The sequence below is a fragment of the Thiohalorhabdus sp. genome (assembly GCF_046545655.1).
In the GTDB taxonomy this organism is placed as follows: domain Bacteria; phylum Pseudomonadota; class Gammaproteobacteria; order Thiohalorhabdales; family Thiohalorhabdaceae; genus Thiohalorhabdus.
Genome location: NZ_JBKGZG010000020.1, coordinates 22122 through 38720, shown reverse-complemented (window position 1 = coordinate 38720; position 16599 = coordinate 22122). Strand labels below are relative to the sequence as shown.

The following is a 16599-nucleotide window of genomic DNA, read 5'->3' as shown; positions in this document are numbered from 1 at the left end:
CGTACTCCGGCCGCAGCTCCAGGGCGCTGCGGGGCACCCGGCCCAGCCCGCGCCACTCGAAGGATTCCCGCACGGCGAAGACCTCCGCGACCAGGCCCTGGGCCTTCCGGTTCCCGGTGCGGGTTACCGCGCGGGTGTACTCGTTCTCCACCTCGGCGCGACCCGCGTTCACCTGGCGGATCAGCATGCGGATGGCCTGCATGACGTCGAGGGGCTCGAAGCCGGCCACCACCACCGGCCGGCCGTGCTCGCGAGCGAAGGGCTCATAGGGGGCGGTGCCGATGATGGTGGAGACGTGGGCGGGGCCGATGAAGCCGTCGAGGGGCGGTGGCGCGGGGCCGGGCTCTTCCGAGGGTCCCAGGAGGTGGGCCATGGCCGGAGGGGTGAGGACATGGTTGGCTACCACGCTGAAGTTGGCGAGGCCCTCGGCCCCGGCCCGCCGCACCACCACGGCGGTGGGCGGCGTGGTGGTCTCGAAGCCGATGGCGAAGAAGATCACCTCGCGGTCGGGGTGCTCCCGGGCGATCCGCAGGCTGTCGGCGGGGGAGTAGACCATGCGCACGTCGGCCCCCTCCGCCCTGGCCCGCAGCAGGCTGGAGCGATGCGAGCCCGGCACCCGCAGCAGGTCCCCGTAGGCGCACAGGGTGACCCCCGGCCGGCGGGCCAGCTCGATGGCGGCGTCCACCCGCCCCACGGGCAGGACGCACACCGGGCAGCCGGGACCGTGGATCAGACGCACGTTGGGCGGCAGCAGGTCGGGGACGCCGTAGCGGAACACGGCGTGGGTGTGGCCGCCGCAGAACTCCATGAACCGGTAGTCGCGGTCCGGATCCGCCTCGGCGGCGATGGCGGCGGCCAGCCGTCGGGCCGTGGCCCCGTCGCGGAGCTCGTCGACGTATTTCATGGCCCAAGCTGCCTCCCGGTGAACAGGGCCTTCGCCAAACCGCCCAGGACCTCGTATTTTCGGCTAGACCCCATGTGGGAGCGGCCAATGGCCGCGACCCAAGGGCCTTCGGAGGACCGGTCGCGGCTGATAGCCGCTCCCACACGGCCTTGGCATTCCCGATCCGGATTGCCGCATTCCCTGTATTCCCGGGACGCTTTGCGTTCACTCGTCCGGAAGCCGGTCCAGCTCGGCCAACAGCGCCAGGGTGCGCTCGGCCTCCTCCGGGTCGATGCGCTGCAGGGCGAAGCCCACGTGCACCAGCACGTAGTCCCCGACCGCCACGTCCTCCACCAGGGCCAGGCTCACGCTCTTGCGGACCCCGCCGAAGTCCACCCGGGCGATCTCATCCCCCTCCTGCTCCACCACCTTTCCGGGCACGGCCAGGCACATCTCAATTCTCCTCAAGGCTCTGCACGGCCACCCAGGCCTGCCCCAGGCTCAGTCCCCCGTCACCGGGCGGCACCGCCTCGGCCTCGAGGACGGTCAGGCCGGAGGCCTCCAAGCGCCGGCGCACCATGCCCGCCAGCAGGGTATTGGCCCAGCATCCCCCGCCCAGCGCCACGCGCGTCAAGCCGTGGGCGGCCGCGGCCCAGCGGGCCCACTCGGCGAGCCCCGCCGCCAGGCCGGCGTGGAAACGGGCCGGATCCGGCTCCTCCAGGAGGGCCTCCAGCAGGGGGGTCGGGTCCAGCTCCGGACCGGCCACGCGGAATCCGCCCGGCTCTCCCGCGGGCTGGGGCCGGGCGCGAGCGATTCCCTCCAGCGCCATGGCCGCCTGCGCCTCGTAGCCGCAGACCTCGCGCACGCCCAGGAGCCCGGCGGCGGCGTCGAACCAGCGCCCGGCGCTGGTGGTCCAGGGGCCGGCCGCCCCGCGCTCCAGCATGCGGGCCAAGACCCCGGCCCCCTCCCGGTGGCCGAAGCGGGTCTCGATCTCCGCGCCACGCCCCAGGAGGTGCAAAGCCGCGGCCGCCATCCGCCAGGGCTCCCGGGCGGCGCGGTCGCCGCCCGGGAGGGGCAGCGGGGTCAGATGCCCAAGCCGCTCAAAGCGGGCGCCGTCCACCAGCAGCATCTCCCCGCCCCAGGCGGCGCCGTCCTCGCCCAGCCCGACGCCATCCAGGGCCAGGCCCAGGACGGGGCCCTCCAGGCGGTGCTCGGCGGCCACCGCGGCGATGTGGGCGTGGTGGTGCTGGACGGGAACCACGGGGATGCCGCGTTCTTCGGCCAGCCGGTGGGCCACGTGGGAGCTTGGAAAATCCGGGTGCAGATCGCAGGCCACCGCCGCCGGGGACGTCTCCAGGAGGGCCTCCAGGTGGGCGGCGGCCCCTTCCATGGCCCGGACGGCGGCGGCGTTGGCCAGGTCGCCGATGTGCTGGGAAAGGCGGGCCTCGTCGCCCCGGGTCAGGCAGACGGTGTCCTTCAGCCAGGCACCGGTGGCGAGAACCGCCGGCCCCTTGCGGGGCAGGCGCACGGCCCGGGGGGCATGGCCGCGCCCCCGGCGGAGCAGGAGCGGCCGGCCGTCGCTCCGGAGCCGCACCACGGAATCGTCGCAGGCCACGGCGATGGGCCGGTCGTGGTCCAGGAAGGCGTCGGCGATGCCGGCCAGCCGCCGATGGGCCTCGTCCGGTTCCGTGGCCAGGGGCTCGCCCCCGGGATTGGCGCTGGTCATCACCAGCAGCAGCCCCTGGGGCCCCTCCAGCCAGTCGGTGCCCGCCGGCCGCCCGGCGGCCTCGTGGAACAGCAGGTAGTGGAGGGGGGCGTAGGGCAGCATGGCACCCACCTCGGCCAGGCCCGGGGCGATGCCGGGCAGCTCCACCTCGGCCCGGCCCCGCTTGGGCAGGAGCGCAATGGGGCGCGCGGGGGCTTTCAGGAGGTCCCGCTCCGCCGGACCGAGCCGGGCCCAGCGCGCCAGGGAGGCGGGATTGGCCGCCATCACCGCCAGGGGCTTGCCGCCCCGTTCCTTGCGCGCGCGCAGGCGGGCCACAGCCCCGGGGTCGCGGGCGTCGCAGGTCAGGTGGTAGCCGCCCACGCCCTTCACCGCCACGGTCCGTCCCGCGCGGATATGGGCCAGGGCCCCGGCCACCGGATCCCCCGCCTCGGGGCGGCCGTCGGGGTCGCGCAGGGCCAGGGCCGGGCCGCAGGCCGGACAGGCGATGGGCTGGGCGTGGAAGCGCCGGTCGCCGGGGTCCGCGTATTCCCGGCGGCAGTCCCCGCACAGCGGGAAGCCCGCCAGGGTGGTGCTGGGCCGATCGTAGGGGATGGCGTTGGTGATGGTGTAGCGGGGCCCGCAATGGGTGCAGTTGAGGAAGGGATAGCGATAGCGGCGGTCCCAGGGGTCCAGCAGCTCCGCCAGGCAGGCGGGGCACACGGGGGCATCCGGAGCCACCCCCGTGCGGGCCGTCCCGCCGCCGCTGGATGCGATGCTGAAACGCGCCGGAGCGGGCCCGGGCCCCAGGGGCTCGACCTCCATGGCCTCGATGCGGGCCAGGGGCGGGGCCTCCCCGGGCAGGCGCTCTCGGAAGCGGGCCCGAACGGCCTCCGGCCCCCAGATCCGGATCCACAGGCCGGCCCCGTCGTTGCCCACCTCCCCCGTCAGCCCTTCCTCCCGCGCCAGTCGCCACGCGGTGGGCCGGAAGCCCACCCCCTGCACCAGCCCCCGCACGCGGATGCGCTCGCCACCCACCGTAGCCGTGGCGGGTCGTTCCACGGCCTCAGTCCCCCGCCGCCGGCTCGGGAGGAGCGGCCCCGAGGCGGTCCTGCAGGCCCGTGCGCCGGGCGGCCAGCCAGGCGTGCCAGGCCTCCAGGCCCTCCCCGGTGGTGGCGGAGACCTGTACCACCTCCAGGTCCGGATTCACCCGGTGGGCATGCTCCAAACAGCGCGCCACGTCGAAGTCCAGGTGGGGCAGCAGGTCCACCTTGTTCAGCACCAGCAGGTCGGCGCCATGGAACATGTCGGGGTACTTGGCCGGCTTGTCCTCGCCCTCGGTGACCGAGAGGATCACCACCCTGGCCTCCTCGCCCAGGTCAAAGGCCGCCGGGCAGACCAGGTTGCCCACGTTCTCGATGAAGACCAGGCCGTGCTCCGCGGGGGCCAGGGACGCCAGGGCGTGCTCCACCATGTGGGCGTCCAGGTGGCAGCCCTTGCCGGTGTTCACCTGCAGAGCCCGGGCCCCGGCGGCCCGCACCCGCTCGGCGTCGTTGTCGGTCTGCTGATCGCCCCCCACCACGGCGACGTCCAGGCGCCCCGCCAGATCCGCCACCGTGCGGGCAAGCAAGGTGGTCTTGCCCGCACCGGGCCCGGAGACCAGGTTGAGGGCGAGGACGCCCTGCCCCTCCAGCCGAGCGCGGTTGGCGACGGCGTGGCGGTCGTTGGCGGCCAGCACGTCCCGCTCGACCCGCACCATGCGCGCGGGGTCCATCCCCGGCGCGTGGGCACGCGCCGGGGAGGCCTGGTGGTCCAGGCCATCCCGCTCCCGGGCTCCGGCACTGCCGGCCTCCTCCGCGTCGGGAGCCGGCGCGGCGCCTTCTCCGCAGCCGCAAACGTTACACATGGCACCCTCCTGGCTCGGGCGGCGGTCACACCACGTCGAGGTCCTTGATCCGCAGGCCCAGGCCCCGGGTCAGCGTCAGCTCGAAGCCCCCGCAGCGGGGGCAGGGATCGGCCAGGGAACTTACCGTCACGGTTTCCTCGCACATCCCGCACCAGCCCTGCCCCGGGGCGTCCCGAAGCTCCAGCAGGGCCCCTTCGGCCAGCGAACCGCGCGCCACGGCCTCGAAGCTGAAGCGCAGGGCCTCCTTCTCCACGCAGGACAGGGCCCCCACCTCCAGCCGAACCCGCTCGACCCGGGCGTAGCCCTGGCGCCCCGCCTCTTCTTCCAGAACCTGCAGCACGTACTCGCACAAGGCCATCTCATGCATGACGCAGCCCCCGGCCCAGCGTCCCCTCCCAACATGGCAGAAACCGCCCGGGCCCGCTCCTTTCGGCGATCCCTACCCCCGTTCAGGGCCTGGACGGTCTTTGCTCCTACCAGGCCATCGACCCGGAATCCCGTGCCCGCGGACCCGCAGTCCCCGGGCCGCACCACCCGCCCGAGCACCGACCGGCTCGGGCATTCGCCGCGGGGTGGAACCCCGGGCGGCCTGCGGCTCCCCCGCCCCGCCCTGCCCGGCGGAAACCTCGTCCGACCGGGTCATGGCGAGGAAGCCGCCGAGCCCCAGGAGCAGGGCGCTGGTGCCGCCCAGGATCGCTACCGGATAGGTGAGGTTGGCCGCCAGGTCCAGGTGGCTGTACTTGATCACCAAGAGGAGGGCCTCCAGGACCAGGGCGATGGAGGCCAGGCTCACGAACCGGGTGATGGTCCGACGAACGATGCGATAGAGATTGCCCCCCTCCTCCTTGCCGCCGTATTCCTTATAAATCCCCATGGCCAGCTCCAGGGCCGCCAGGGCGATGATGGCCAGATTCAGTCCCTTGATAAGGGCGGCGATGAAATTCTCCCCGCTCTCCCCTTTCTCGAAGCCCAGGCCCTGGGAAGGACCTCCCGACAACACCAGGTCTCCCACCAAGCGCAGCAGGGTTCCAGCCATTTCCACGATCGCGAGGCCACCCATGGCAACGGCCACCGCCAGGAAGAAATTGCTGAAGGCCGCCACCACCAGCAGGCGGAAGATGGTCGGGTCCAGCATATTGGGCAATTCCGACACGGCTTTCGGCATGGCATTTCCGCTCTTTTTGGGTGACTCGTACCCCTTCCCAGCAATCTCCGGGCCAAACCCATAGGTGCCCGTTTCCCAACGGGAAACGAGCGGTTCTCCGGCCGTTCCCACCCTGGAACGTCGCCCCCAGGGAACGAGCGTAGGGGTCGCCCCGGCTCCGGGACCTGCGGAAGCCCTGAGGGAGCACTACGAAATCGCTGTTGCCCGTTGCCTACACCAGGTGGCGCCGGCCCAAGGGGCGCCACGGCCCACCCAAAAAAAGCCCCCGGACGGGGGCCCGTACGCCTGCTCGAACCGGGATCACCGTCCCGACACGCCTACCCAGAAGGGGCCGCCGGTGTCCTCGATCCGCCGCACGATGTCGTGCCCGTCGGTTTCCATAACAACCACTTGGTCCGTTCCCTGCACGGAAACGAAGGCGTGGTCCCCATCCGCGCTGAACCGCACACCATGGGGCCCCTGGCCCACCTCCACCTGATCGACACGGGCGAAGCGACCCAGGTCGATCACATTGACCACCGAGCTTCCGATGCCCGTGACATACACCCAACGGCCATCCGGGCTCATGTCGATGCCGTGATGCTCCTTGGAAAGGTCCACATGCACGATGTCCTGGCCGCTCTCCAGCTCCACCACCGCCATCTGCTCGGTCTCGTTCAGGGTAACCAGCAGGAACTCCCCGTCCGGGCTTACCACCAGATTATGGGGCTGGCCGTCCCCGGCGAGCGCAATCTCGTCCAGATAGGTGTGGTTGGTGTAGCGGATGCGGCTCACCGTGTTGGATTCGGCGTTGGTGACATAGGCCATCTCACTTTCTGGCTCGAAGGCCACGTTATGCGGCGCCTCGCCCACTCCGATCTCCTTCACATGCTCCCAGGAGCCCACCTCGAACACGTCCACGCTGTTGGAATCCGGGCCCTCGTTCACGGCGTAAACGAACTCGCCATCGGGGGTCACGCCCACCCCCTTGGGGGTGTCGCCGAGCTCCAGGCGCTCGACCACCTCCCCTTTGCCGGTATCCACCACGTAGAGCCGCTCCTCCCCGGTGGCGGTTACCAGGACAAAGTCCCCGTCGGGAGTCACGGCGTTATAGGTAGGGTTGTCCCCCACATCCACCTTATCGACTACCTCCCCGCCGGCCGGGTCCACCACCGCCAGTTTGGCGTCGTTCTGATTCACCACGTAGGCCGGCTCGCCGTCGCCAATGGACCACCCCGCACCGTTCATGGCGGCGCAGCCCGTCAGCAGCAGGCCAAGCAGGGCCGCCCCGCCGGCGGCTCCGGGCGTACGGCGGGCAAAAGGCATGCGCATGGCTTCCTCCTGTTCGTTCCCCGAGCGCACTTTGCGATCTCCTCCCTCTACAGGGAAAATTCGTGCCACCGGACACCGCGGTCAACCCCGGGGGAGCATCTTCCTTGCACATTCTGCTCGCGGAGCCCTATCTCGGCGGGTCGCACGCCGCCTGGGGCGAAGGCCTCCGGCGCCATTCCCGGCACACGGTGGACATCCTCTCCCTGCCGGGACGCAGCTGGAAGTGGCGCATGCACGGCGGCGCCATCACCCTGGCCGAGCGCTTCCGTGCCCTGGATCGCCGGCCCGACCGGATCCTGGCCACGGACATGCTGGACCTCACCACCTTCCTCGCCCTCACCCGCGACCGCACCGCGGACATTCCGGCGGCCCTCTACTTCCACGAGAACCAGTTCGCCTACCCCCGCTCCCCCCGCGATCCGGACCGGGAAAGCGGCCGCGACCACCACTACGCCTTCATCAATTTCGCCTCGGCCCTCGCCGCCGACCGGGTGCTGTTCAACTCCGCCTTCAACCGCGACAGCTTCCTCGAGGGAGCGCGGGAGATGCTGGGGGCCATCCGGGACCACGGGGAGGCGGAGAAGGTGAACGAGGTGGCGGCCAAGAGCACGGTCCTGCCCCTGGGGCTGGAGCTGCGCGCCCTGGACCGCCACCGACCGCAGGAGCCGGTGCGGTCCAGCCCGCCCCTGCTGCTCTGGAACCACCGCTGGGAGCACGACAAGAACCCGGAAGGGTTCTTCCGGGTGCTGCGCGCGCTGGCCGCCGAGGGCCTGGAGTTCCGGGTGGCGGTGCTGGGCCGGGCGCCCCGGCGCCCGCCCCCGGCGTTCGCCGAGGGCCGGAAGACGCTGGGGGACCGCATCGTGCATTTCGGCTACGCCGAGGACGCCGCCGACTACGCCCGCTGGCTGTGGGCCGCGGACATCCTGCCGGTCACCTCCTACCACGACTTCTTCGGCATCAGCGTGATGGAGGCGGTCTATTGCGGGGCCTTCCCCCTGCTCCCCCGGCGGCAGGCCTATCCCGGCCTGCTGCCCCGCTCCTGGCACCCCCACTGCCTGTACGGCGACGAGGAGGAGCTGACCGGGCGCCTGCGGGAGCTGCTCCGCGCGGGCCGCTCCAAGACCGCCGAGCTGGCGGCCCTCGCCGCCTCCTACGATTGGGGGCAGATGGCCCCCGAGTACGACCGGATCCTCGAGGAGGTGGCCGCGGGGCAGTGAGCCTGCCCGGCCCTCCAGGCGGCCCGCATACCCCCTCGTCGGGGCTTCCCGGGACGGGGCGGGAGGGCTACCGTGGTTCTGGGGACCCTGCACAGGAGCGAGCGATGTCCATGCGCATGGAAGTCCGCAACCGCCAGAACCCGCAGGAGGTATTCGGCTATCTGAACCTGGCCGAGAACGCCCTCGCCCCCGAAACCCGGGAGCTGGCCCTGTTCGCCAAGCCGCTGGGGGAGCATCCGGAGTACAACGAGATCCGCGTCCCCGTGGAGTTCCGCAAGGCCACCCCGGACCTGGGGAAATGGATCGCCTGGGCCGAGCGTCCGGACGAGCTGGACCAGGCCTACGGCTACGTGCGGCGCTCCCGGGAGCGCTGACCCTCCGGCGGCCTTTGCCGAAGGGGCCGCCAGCGAGGCGGTCCCCTGCCGGGCCCTAGCGGCATCCCCGCCCGTATTGCCGAAACCCGCCAGGCGACTCGGCCCGGCCAGCCGGAAAAAACGGGGCTGCCCCCTGCGGGGGCGGCCAGTGGCCGCGCCAGGAGGACCCATTGACCCCGGCCAGGGCCGAGGGCCCTTCCACCGGCGCCTCCCGGAATGGGACGGACCGCCACCTTTCGCAGGCCCCCGGGGCCTCCCAACCCGAAGCCGCGTGTTATCCTACCGCCTTGCGGGAGCGGCCCCATCGGCGGCCGCCTTCCCCTTCGGTCCGGCCCCGCGGCCGGGCCGCCCCCATACACCGCGGTCCACCCCGCCACCCAACCGCACCGAGAAGGTTGTCATGGCGCAATACGTGTTCACCATGAGCGGCCTGACCAAGGTCGTGCCGCCCAAGAAGACCATCCTCGAGGACATCAACCTCAGCTTCTTCCACGGCGCCAAGATCGGCGTGCTGGGCTACAACGGCGCCGGCAAGTCCAGCCTGCTGCGCATCATGGCGGGCGTGGACACCGAGTTCGACGGCGAGGCCCGGCCCCAGCCCGGCCTGAACATCGGCTACCTGCCTCAGGAGCCCCAGCTCGACGAGTCCAAGGACGTCAAGGGCAACGTGGAGGAGGGGGTGGCCGAGACCAAGGCCCTGCTGGACCGCTACAACGAGGTCACCGCCGCCTTCGCCGACCCCGACGCCGATTTCAACGCCCTCATCGAGGAGCAGGGCGAGCTGCAGCAGAAGATCGACGCCGCGGGGGCCTGGGAGCTGGACCGCAAGCTGGAGATCGCCGCCGACGCCCTCAACCTGCCGCCCTGGGACGCCGACGTCTCCAGCCTCTCCGGCGGCGAGCGCCGGCGCGTGGCCCTGTGCCGGGTGCTGCTGTCCAACCCGGACATGCTGATCCTCGACGAGCCCACCAACCACCTGGACGCCGAGTCGGTGGAGTGGCTGGAGCGCTACCTGGGCGAGTTCCCGGGCACCGTGGTGGCCGTTACCCACGACCGCTACTTCCTCGACAACGTCGCCGGCTGGATCCTGGAGCTGGACCGGGGCCACGGCTACCCCTTCCAGGGCAACTACTCCGACTGGCTGGAGTACAAGGAGAAGCGCCTGGAGCAGGAGGAAAAGGAGGAGAGCGCCCGCCAGAAGGCCATGAAGGAGGAGCTGGACTGGGCGCGCTCCAACCCCAAGGGCCGGCAGTCCAAGAGCAAGGCCCGCCTCAAGCGCCTCGACGAGCTCTCCAGCCCCGAGTATCAGCAGCGCGCCCAGACCAACGAGATCTACATCCCGCCGGGGCCCCGGCTGGGCGACAAGGTCATCGAGGCGGAGAACCTCACCAAGACCTTCCGCGACCGCGAGCTCTACCAGGGCCTGTCCTTCGTGGTGCCGAGCGGGGCGATCGTCGGCGTCATCGGCCCCAACGGCGCCGGCAAGACCACCCTGCTGCGCATGATCACCGGCGAGGAGGAGCCCGACGGCGGCTCCATCACCCTGGGCGAGACGGTGGAACTGGCCTACGTCGACCAGTCGCGGGACGCCCTGGACGGCGAGAACACCGTCTGGGAGGAGATCTCCGGCGGCGCCGACCACCTGCAGGTGGGCAACTGGGAGGTGAACTCCCGCGCCTACGTGAGCCGCTTCAACTTCACCGGCGCCGACCAGCAGAAGAAGGTCCGCGACCTCTCCGGCGGCGAGCGCAACCGCGTCCACCTCGCCAAGCTGCTCAAGCGCGGCGGCAACCTGCTGCTGCTCGACGAGCCCACCAACGACCTGGACGTGGAGACCCTGCGCGCCCTGGAGCAGGCCCTGCTCGACTTCCCCGGCAGCGCCGTGGTGGTCTCCCACGACCGCTGGTTCCTCGACCGCGTGGCCACGCACACCATGGCCTTCGAGGAGGACGGCCAGGTGATCTTCACCGAGGGCAGCTACAGTGAGTACGAGGCCATGCGGGCCCAGCAGGGCAAGGGCGAGGCGGAACAGGCCAAAGGCAAGCACAAGCGCCTGGAGCGCTAGGCGGTCCCGCCCCTACGGCAGGGACCCCCTTGGAAGCGAACGACTCCGCTCAGTGGGCCGTTTCGGGCTCGACGCCCGCCGAGCGCAGGGTGAAGTGGAAGGTGGTCCCCGGCTCGGGGTCGTTGGAGGTGGCCCACAGGTTGCCGCCGTGGGCCTCGATCACCGAGCGGCAGATGGCCACTCCGAGGCCCAACCCCTCGGGCTTGGTGGTGTACAGGGGGCGATCCAGGTTCTCCCGCAGGGCCTCGGGGAGCCCCACCCCCGAGTCCCGCACCTGGACCTCCACCAGGCCGTCCTGGCGGAAGTCGGTGACGATCTCCACCACCGGCTCGTCCTCCCCTTCCATGGCCTCCACCGCGTTGTTCACCAGGTTCTGCAGGCATTCCTGGATGAGGGTGGAATCCGCGGATACGGCCGGCAGGTCCGGTGCCAGGTCCTGGCGGATCCGCGGTGTCCGGCTCTCGCGCCCCGTGGTCAGGCGGGGGCCCAGCTGGCGGACCAAGCCGTTGAGGTCCAGGGTCTGGAAATGGGGGGAGCCACCGCGCAGGAAATTGTGCAGGTCGCGGACGATGCCGCCGGCCTTGCGCACCTGGACCAGGACCTGCTCCAGGCCCTCCCGCAGGGCCACGGGCACCCCCTGGAGGTTGTCGAACCGGTGCAGGGTGCCCTCGGCGTAGGTGAGCGCGGCCGTCAGAGGCTGGTTGAGCTGGTGGGCCACCACCGAGCCCAGCTCGCCGATGGCCATGAGGCGCCGGCTGCGCTCCAGCTCCGCGCGCTGCTGCTTGAAGGTGGTGAGGTCGTGGGCGATGGTGGACCAGTACTGGACCCGGCCCTCGGCGTCGTAGTGGGCCAGGATCACCTGGTTGACGGGGATCTCCCGGCCGTCCCGACTCAGGAAGGCCGATTCCCCCCGCCACAGCCCGTGCTCCCGAGCGGCGGGGAAGGCCTCCCGACGCAGGTGCTCATAGGCCCAGGGCGGGTGGTGCTCCCGGAGCGGGTGGTGCTCCGGCTGGTAGGTCTCCGGGTCGTAGCCCAACAGCTTGTAGGCGCCCGGGTTCCAGAAGGTGACCCGCCCGTCGGCGCTGGCCATGCCCACGAAGTCGGGGGTGGCCTCCAGGACCTCCACCAAGCGGTCCCGCTCCTCCTCCGCCCGGCGGCGGTGCTCGCGGTGGAGCAGGGCGCACCAGGCGGTGGCCAGCTCGTCGGCCACCTGACCGAGCCACTGCATCTCCTCGGCGTCGAAGGAGTTCGCCTCCTCCGCGTACAGGCCGAGCACCCCCAGGGTCCGGCCCCCCTCCACCAGGGGAAGACCCACCACCGCGTTCAGGCCATAGGCCAGGGCCCGCTCCCGCCAGGGTCCGAAAGAGGGATCCATCTCCACGGAATTGCTGATGACGGGCTGGCCGGTCTGCACCGCCCGGCCGAAGGGCCCCCTGCCCTGCGGGCCCTCCTTCCAGCGGATTTCGCCGATGACCTCCTCCAGGTAGTCGGTGGCGCCGCTGGCCCCGACCACCCGGGCCGTGCCCTCCGCGTCCTCCACCGGCTCGCCCACGAAGGCCAGGGCGTATCCCGCTTCCTCGTTCAGGAACCGGCAGACCCGCTCCATCAGGTCCCCGGGGCTCTCCGCCTCCCGAGTGGCCTCCTGAACCCGGCTCAGGGCGTAGAGGGCCCGGTTCACCCGCCGCTGCAGGGCCTCGGCCTCCCTGGTCTCGGTTACGTCGGTGAGCACCAGACGCACCACCGGCTCGTCGTCGCGGGGGGAGACGGCCCGGGACCCCTCCAGCAGGAGGGTTCGGTCCCCGTCCTCGCCACCAGGGAGCCCCACCTCGAGGGAGGCCGGGCTTCCGGTCCGCAGCAGGTCGTGCAGGTAATCCTCCAGCCTTGCGGCGTCCTCCGCGCCCAGGAAGGCGGACAGGGGCTCCCCGATCAACCCCCCGGGGCCCCCTTGCAGCAACCGGCTGCCGGCAAGGTTCACGTTCCGGATCATCCCTTCCCGGCTCAGGGTAAGATAGGCCACCGGGGCGGTCTCGTAGAGGGCCACGTAGCGATCTCGGGAGGCCTCGAGCTGGGCGCGCAGCTCCGCCATCTCGCGGTTCTGGCGCTCCAGCTCCATCTGATGGACCTGCAGCTCGTAGAGCATGCGCCGGGAGTCTTCCGGGGCGGTATCGGCCTCCAGGCATTCCTCCAGGCGGCGCAGCCGCGCGATCAGGTCCTCCCGGGACCAGCCGGCCAGGTCCTCCGAATCGCCTCCGCGAAGGTCCCCCCCAGGGGGCCCAGGCCTATTCCCCATGACTGCATTCCGCATTTTCCCGATCATCCGGACCCCGATCCTGGGAGCTCCGAGGAAAGGTACCGCGTAAGTGCGACTTTATCCAACGTATCGCACCAAACGGTTGGTCTGGGGCACCATGCCCCTCCCTCAACCGGACCCCGATTGGGGGATGGGTAGAGGGTGAGCAAGACGGGCGGGATTTGCAACGACTCCGGTCGCAACGGCCGTGCGCTAACAAGGCTGAATGACCTCCACCCGCTCCGGCGCCACCCCGAATCGCTCCGTCGCCCGTTCCCGGGCCTCCTCGGAATCCCCCGAAGAGAGCAGGACCCCTTCCAGAGGCGGCAAGGGATCCAGCCCCCCGTCCGCCTTCCGGTGGTAGGCCTTTCCCACCCAGCCCGGCTCGGGCAGGGTCTGGTCCAGAAAGACATGGACCTCCTTCCCCTTGCGATCCGGCATGTCTGCCCCCCACGATCCGCAGCGGTGACCGGAACCCGCCGAGCCCGGATGCCCGGCACGAAGGGCCCGAGTCCTTCCCCGTGAGACCGTCGGCGCGGGGATCGATTCCGGACCCCCCAAAATTTGGGCTCCCCCCTTCCCAACCTCGCCAAAAACCCTTAGGGTAAGCCCTCACTTCCATCGGGACATGCCTGTACAAACTATTCCCGTAGACAAGGAAAGGGGTGGGGATGCTGGAATCTGGCAGGCCTTCAAGGGGGGGGCGAAAGTGGGTTTAACCACCTTGCAGACCCGGATTCTGCAGAAGCTGGCGGACGGTTGGTCCGTCGCCGATATCCAGGAATCCCTGGGCGGATCCTGGACAAAGCAGGAGGTTGCCGACGCGCTGGGCTTCCTCCTGGAGGGCAAACTGGTGGAGCCGAGCGGCAACGGCATCCGGCTCAGCCCCCCGGGCGAGGACGCCCTGCGCGCCCACAGCGGCCCCACCGCTGGACACACCCTGGGGTAATGTCCCTTCCCGGAACCGGGACGGGACCTATAGGAAGGCCAAGGCTTCGAACTCCAGGTAGAAGCTCTCTCCCAGCCGCTCGTACCGCCGGGGCGCCACGATCATGCGCCCCCGAACCCCATCCCGGGGCTTCTCCACGGCGGCATCGCGATATTTTTCGAAAAAGCGCCGGATCTCCCCCGCCTCCTCCTCGGTAAGGCGGATCTCGCCGCATATGAGAGGCGGGCTCGTGCTCTGCGCGGCCTCGTCCGTGGTATTGCCGCAGTTCTGGCCCACGCCGTGCCGGCCCTCACCAAGCTGCTCGATATGCCGCATGATGCATTCCGGGATCCGGGCGAGGTCCCGCTGGCTCATCCTGCCCCCCTGCCTTGAGAAGCGTACGTACCGTTCAACCTAGCGCAGGCTCCCCGCTTCCCGGAATGGGGCGGTCCCCCATGGTCAGGCCCCGGCATGGTCGGCCTGCTCCAGGGCCTTGCGCAGCACCCCCACCGTGGGGGGCTTGAGGAGGTACTCGTCGAAGAGGTCCGTGGATTCCTCCGAGAACTCGTTTGGGGCGTGGCCCGAGAGCGCCACCAGGGGGGTGTCCCGCAGCCGCCCCCGCAGCTTGCGGGCCACCTCGAACCCCGACTGGTCGGGAAGGCCGATGTCGATGAGAACCAGCTCCGGGGCGGTGCCGCGCACCAGCTCGACGGCCTGCTCGCCCGTTCCGGCATGCCGGGCGTGGTAGCCCAGGTCCTCCAGGAGGAAGGAGAGGGACTGGGCCACGTCGGGATCGTCCTCCACCATCAGCACCTCATGGACCCCCTCCCGGGAAACGGGCTCGGCCTCGCCGGGCTGTTCGGTCGTTTCCAGCTCCGCGACGGGGAGGTGCACCGTGAACTCGCTGCCCTGCCCCGGCCCCGGACTCCAGGCCTCCACGCGCCCGCCGTGCAGCTCCACCAGCCGGCGGACCACGGCCAGGCCGAGGCCCAGCCCCTTGGGACCCGAGCTCCGCAGCCCGCCCCGATCGAAGTCGTCGAACAGGCGCGGCAGCCGCTCTGGAGGGATGCCCTGCCCGGTATCCCGCACCCGGATCACCACCTGCCCGTTGTCCCGGAAGCCCGTCAGGCGCACCGCTCCGCCGGGGTCGGAGTACTTCACGGCATTGTCCAGGAGATTGGTGAGAATCTGGGCGAGACGGACGGGGTCCCCCTCGGTGGCGAGGGGCCCTTCGGGCAGGTCCAGTTCCAGGGACTGCCCGTTCTCCCGGGCCGCCTCGGCCACCGATTCGGCCGCCTGATCCGCGACGACCCGGAGGTCGACGATCTCCTTCCGCAGGTCGATGCGCCCGGTTTTGATGCGGTTGAGGTCCAGCAGGTCGTCCACGATCCGGGTCAGATGGGCGCTCTGGCGCTGGATGGTGGCGGCCATCCGGCGCAGCCGCTCGGGGTCCAGGGGCTCCCGCTGGGAGGCCAGGACCTCGCCCATGGTGGCGATGGGTGTGAGGGGGTTGCGCAGCTCGTGCGCCAGCATGGACAGGAACTCGTCCTTGCGCCGGCTGGCCTCCGCGAGGGTCTCCTCCGCCTGCCGGCGCTTGGTGATGTCCTCCAACAGGGCGATGAACTGGCGGGGGTGTCCCGTATCCCCCGGCCGCAGGGTGACCGTGGCCTGGATCCAGGCGTTGCCGCCGTCCTTGCGGCGCAGGCGCTTCTCCACGGAGCAATCATGGACCTCCCCGTCCCGGAGACGGGCCATGGCAACCTCCGCGCTCGGCCAGTCCTCCGGATGGATCAGCTCCCGGACGGAAAGTGCGCCGCCGTTGAGCTCCTCCTGGGAGTAGCCCGTGATCTCCGCATACGCCGGGTTGGCCTCCAGGATGTTTCCCTGCAGATCCAGGACGGCGATACCCACCCCCGCGTGGTAGAAGATCTCGCGGAAGGTGGCCTCGCTGCGGCGCAGGGCGGCCTCCGTGGCCGCGCGCTGAATGGTGGCGCCAAGCACGTTGGCCACCCCCTTCACGAAGTTTACGTCGTACTGGGTGAATTGCCGCTCCCGGCGGCTGTGGACGCCGAGCACGCCGTAGGGGCCGTCGTGCCCCTGGATGACCACGCTCATGCCGCTGATCACGCCATGCTCGTGGAGCAGATCCGGCCCGGTGAAGCGCTCCTCGGTGCGTAGGTCCGCCGCGATCACCGGCTCTTCGTAGAGCAGGGTATAGCCGGCCTGGGAGCCCCGCCCGGTGGGGACGACGGCCTCGCCCACCAGGCCCTCCCGCCAACCGACCCCGGAGACCAGGAGCGCCCCCTCCCCCGGCAGGAGCTTCAGCACCTTGGTGAGCTCCACATCCAGGACCTCGGCGAGCACCGCCACCGCCTCGTCGAACAGGATCTCCAGGGAGGCCCCCCGCAGGCCCATCTCCCCCAGCTCCGCCACTACCGCCTGTTGCTTGAGGCGGGACTCCACCTCCGCCGGCGACGGGTTCTCGCCCGGATCGAAGGAATAGCGGGACAGGAGACGGGAGGAGAGGGAGGAACGGTTTTCGCCCATAGCCGGTGCTGCTCCGATAAAAAAATGAAAAAATGGGGAACCGGCTTCCGGTAAAACGGAATGCCGGGAAGCCGGACCCGATAGCGCCTAACCGTACCCCCCAGTACCTATAAGGGGAATAAGGGTTTTCCCTAAACAAAGCCCGGAACCCCGGCCCGCTCGGGCCCGCCTCCCGGGCTTCACGGCCAAAAAAAACGCCGGCCGACCCGAA

The 16599-nt window shown here is 70.7% G+C and carries 15 protein-coding genes; 4 read left to right on the top strand and 11 right to left on the bottom strand.

Annotation, left to right across the window (positions count from 1 at the left end; translation table 11 throughout):
• From hypD to ACLFRB_RS06240, 7 genes are all read right to left on the bottom strand, one after another.
• Positions 1 to 904, bottom strand: a 904-nt coding sequence (gene hypD, locus ACLFRB_RS06270) for a hydrogenase formation protein HypD (RefSeq protein WP_411068152.1), incomplete at its 3' end; no start/stop codon positions are given.
• 204 nt (positions 905 to 1108) lie between these two features.
• Positions 1109 to 1336: a HypC/HybG/HupF family hydrogenase formation chaperone gene (locus tag ACLFRB_RS06265; protein ID WP_411068151.1), complete on the bottom strand. Its 228-nt coding sequence runs from the start codon at positions 1334 to 1336 to the stop codon at positions 1109 to 1111.
• A gap of 1 nt (position 1337) precedes the next feature.
• Entirely contained in the window at positions 1338 to 3647 is a 2310-nt protein-coding gene (gene hypF, locus ACLFRB_RS06260) for a carbamoyltransferase HypF (protein WP_411068150.1), read from the bottom strand.
• Positions 3648 to 3651: 4 nt separating this feature from the next.
• A complete protein-coding gene (gene hypB / locus ACLFRB_RS06255; protein ID WP_411068149.1) occupies positions 3652 to 4491 on the bottom strand; it encodes a hydrogenase nickel incorporation protein HypB in 840 nt (279 codons plus the stop codon).
• A 25-nt stretch (positions 4492 to 4516) separates the two neighbouring features.
• Positions 4517 to 4858: a hydrogenase maturation nickel metallochaperone HypA gene (gene hypA / locus ACLFRB_RS06250; RefSeq protein WP_411068148.1), complete on the bottom strand. Its 342-nt coding sequence runs from the start codon at positions 4856 to 4858 to the stop codon at positions 4517 to 4519.
• 72 nt (positions 4859 to 4930) lie between these two features.
• On the bottom strand, positions 4931 to 5626 hold the full coding sequence (locus ACLFRB_RS06245; protein WP_411068147.1) for a hypothetical protein: 696 nt from the start codon (positions 5624 to 5626) through the stop codon (positions 4931 to 4933).
• Between the two features lie 330 nt (positions 5627 to 5956).
• Positions 5957 to 6967 (bottom strand): cytochrome D1 domain-containing protein, encoded by a 1011-nt coding sequence (locus tag ACLFRB_RS06240; RefSeq protein WP_411068146.1) that lies wholly within the window; start codon positions 6965 to 6967, stop codon positions 5957 to 5959.
• Between the two features lie 104 nt (positions 6968 to 7071).
• Between ACLFRB_RS06240 and ACLFRB_RS06235 the strand changes: the two genes are divergently transcribed.
• The 3 genes from ACLFRB_RS06235 to ettA all read left to right on the top strand — a co-directional run bounded on the left by ACLFRB_RS06235 (position 7072) and on the right by ettA (position 10623).
• Positions 7072 to 8184 (top strand): DUF3524 domain-containing protein, encoded by a 1113-nt coding sequence (locus ACLFRB_RS06235; RefSeq protein WP_411068145.1) that lies wholly within the window; start codon positions 7072 to 7074, stop codon positions 8182 to 8184.
• A gap of 110 nt (positions 8185 to 8294) precedes the next feature.
• Positions 8295 to 8558, top strand: a complete 264-nt coding sequence (locus ACLFRB_RS06230) for a hypothetical protein (protein ID WP_411068144.1) — start codon at positions 8295 to 8297, stop codon at positions 8556 to 8558.
• 400 nt (positions 8559 to 8958) lie between these two features.
• Entirely contained in the window at positions 8959 to 10623 is a 1665-nt protein-coding gene (gene ettA / locus ACLFRB_RS06225; RefSeq protein WP_411068143.1) for an energy-dependent translational throttle protein EttA, read from the top strand.
• Positions 10624 to 10672: 49 nt separating this feature from the next.
• Here the strand turns inward: ettA and ACLFRB_RS06220 are convergent, their stop codons facing one another.
• Positions 10673 to 12913, bottom strand: a complete 2241-nt coding sequence (locus ACLFRB_RS06220; RefSeq protein ID WP_411068142.1) for a GAF domain-containing protein — start codon at positions 12911 to 12913, stop codon at positions 10673 to 10675.
• Positions 12914 to 13126: 213 nt separating this feature from the next.
• The gene (locus tag ACLFRB_RS06215) at positions 13127 to 13354 is read right to left on the bottom strand and encodes a hypothetical protein (RefSeq protein WP_411068141.1); all 228 of its coding nucleotides are present in this window, start codon (positions 13352 to 13354) and stop codon (positions 13127 to 13129) included.
• A gap of 268 nt (positions 13355 to 13622) precedes the next feature.
• Between ACLFRB_RS06215 and ACLFRB_RS06210 the strand changes: the two genes are divergently transcribed.
• On the top strand, positions 13623 to 13862 hold the full coding sequence (locus ACLFRB_RS06210; protein ID WP_411068140.1) for a hypothetical protein: 240 nt from the start codon (positions 13623 to 13625) through the stop codon (positions 13860 to 13862).
• A gap of 27 nt (positions 13863 to 13889) precedes the next feature.
• Here ACLFRB_RS06210 and ACLFRB_RS06205 read toward each other — a convergent pair whose 3' ends face one another.
• Positions 13890 to 14216: a hypothetical protein gene (locus ACLFRB_RS06205; protein WP_411068139.1), complete on the bottom strand. Its 327-nt coding sequence runs from the start codon at positions 14214 to 14216 to the stop codon at positions 13890 to 13892.
• 84 nt (positions 14217 to 14300) lie between these two features.
• Positions 14301 to 16388, bottom strand: coding sequence for an ATP-binding protein (locus ACLFRB_RS06200; protein ID WP_411068138.1), 2088 nt, complete (start codon positions 16386 to 16388; stop codon positions 14301 to 14303).
• Positions 16389 to 16599 lie beyond the last annotated feature (211 nt).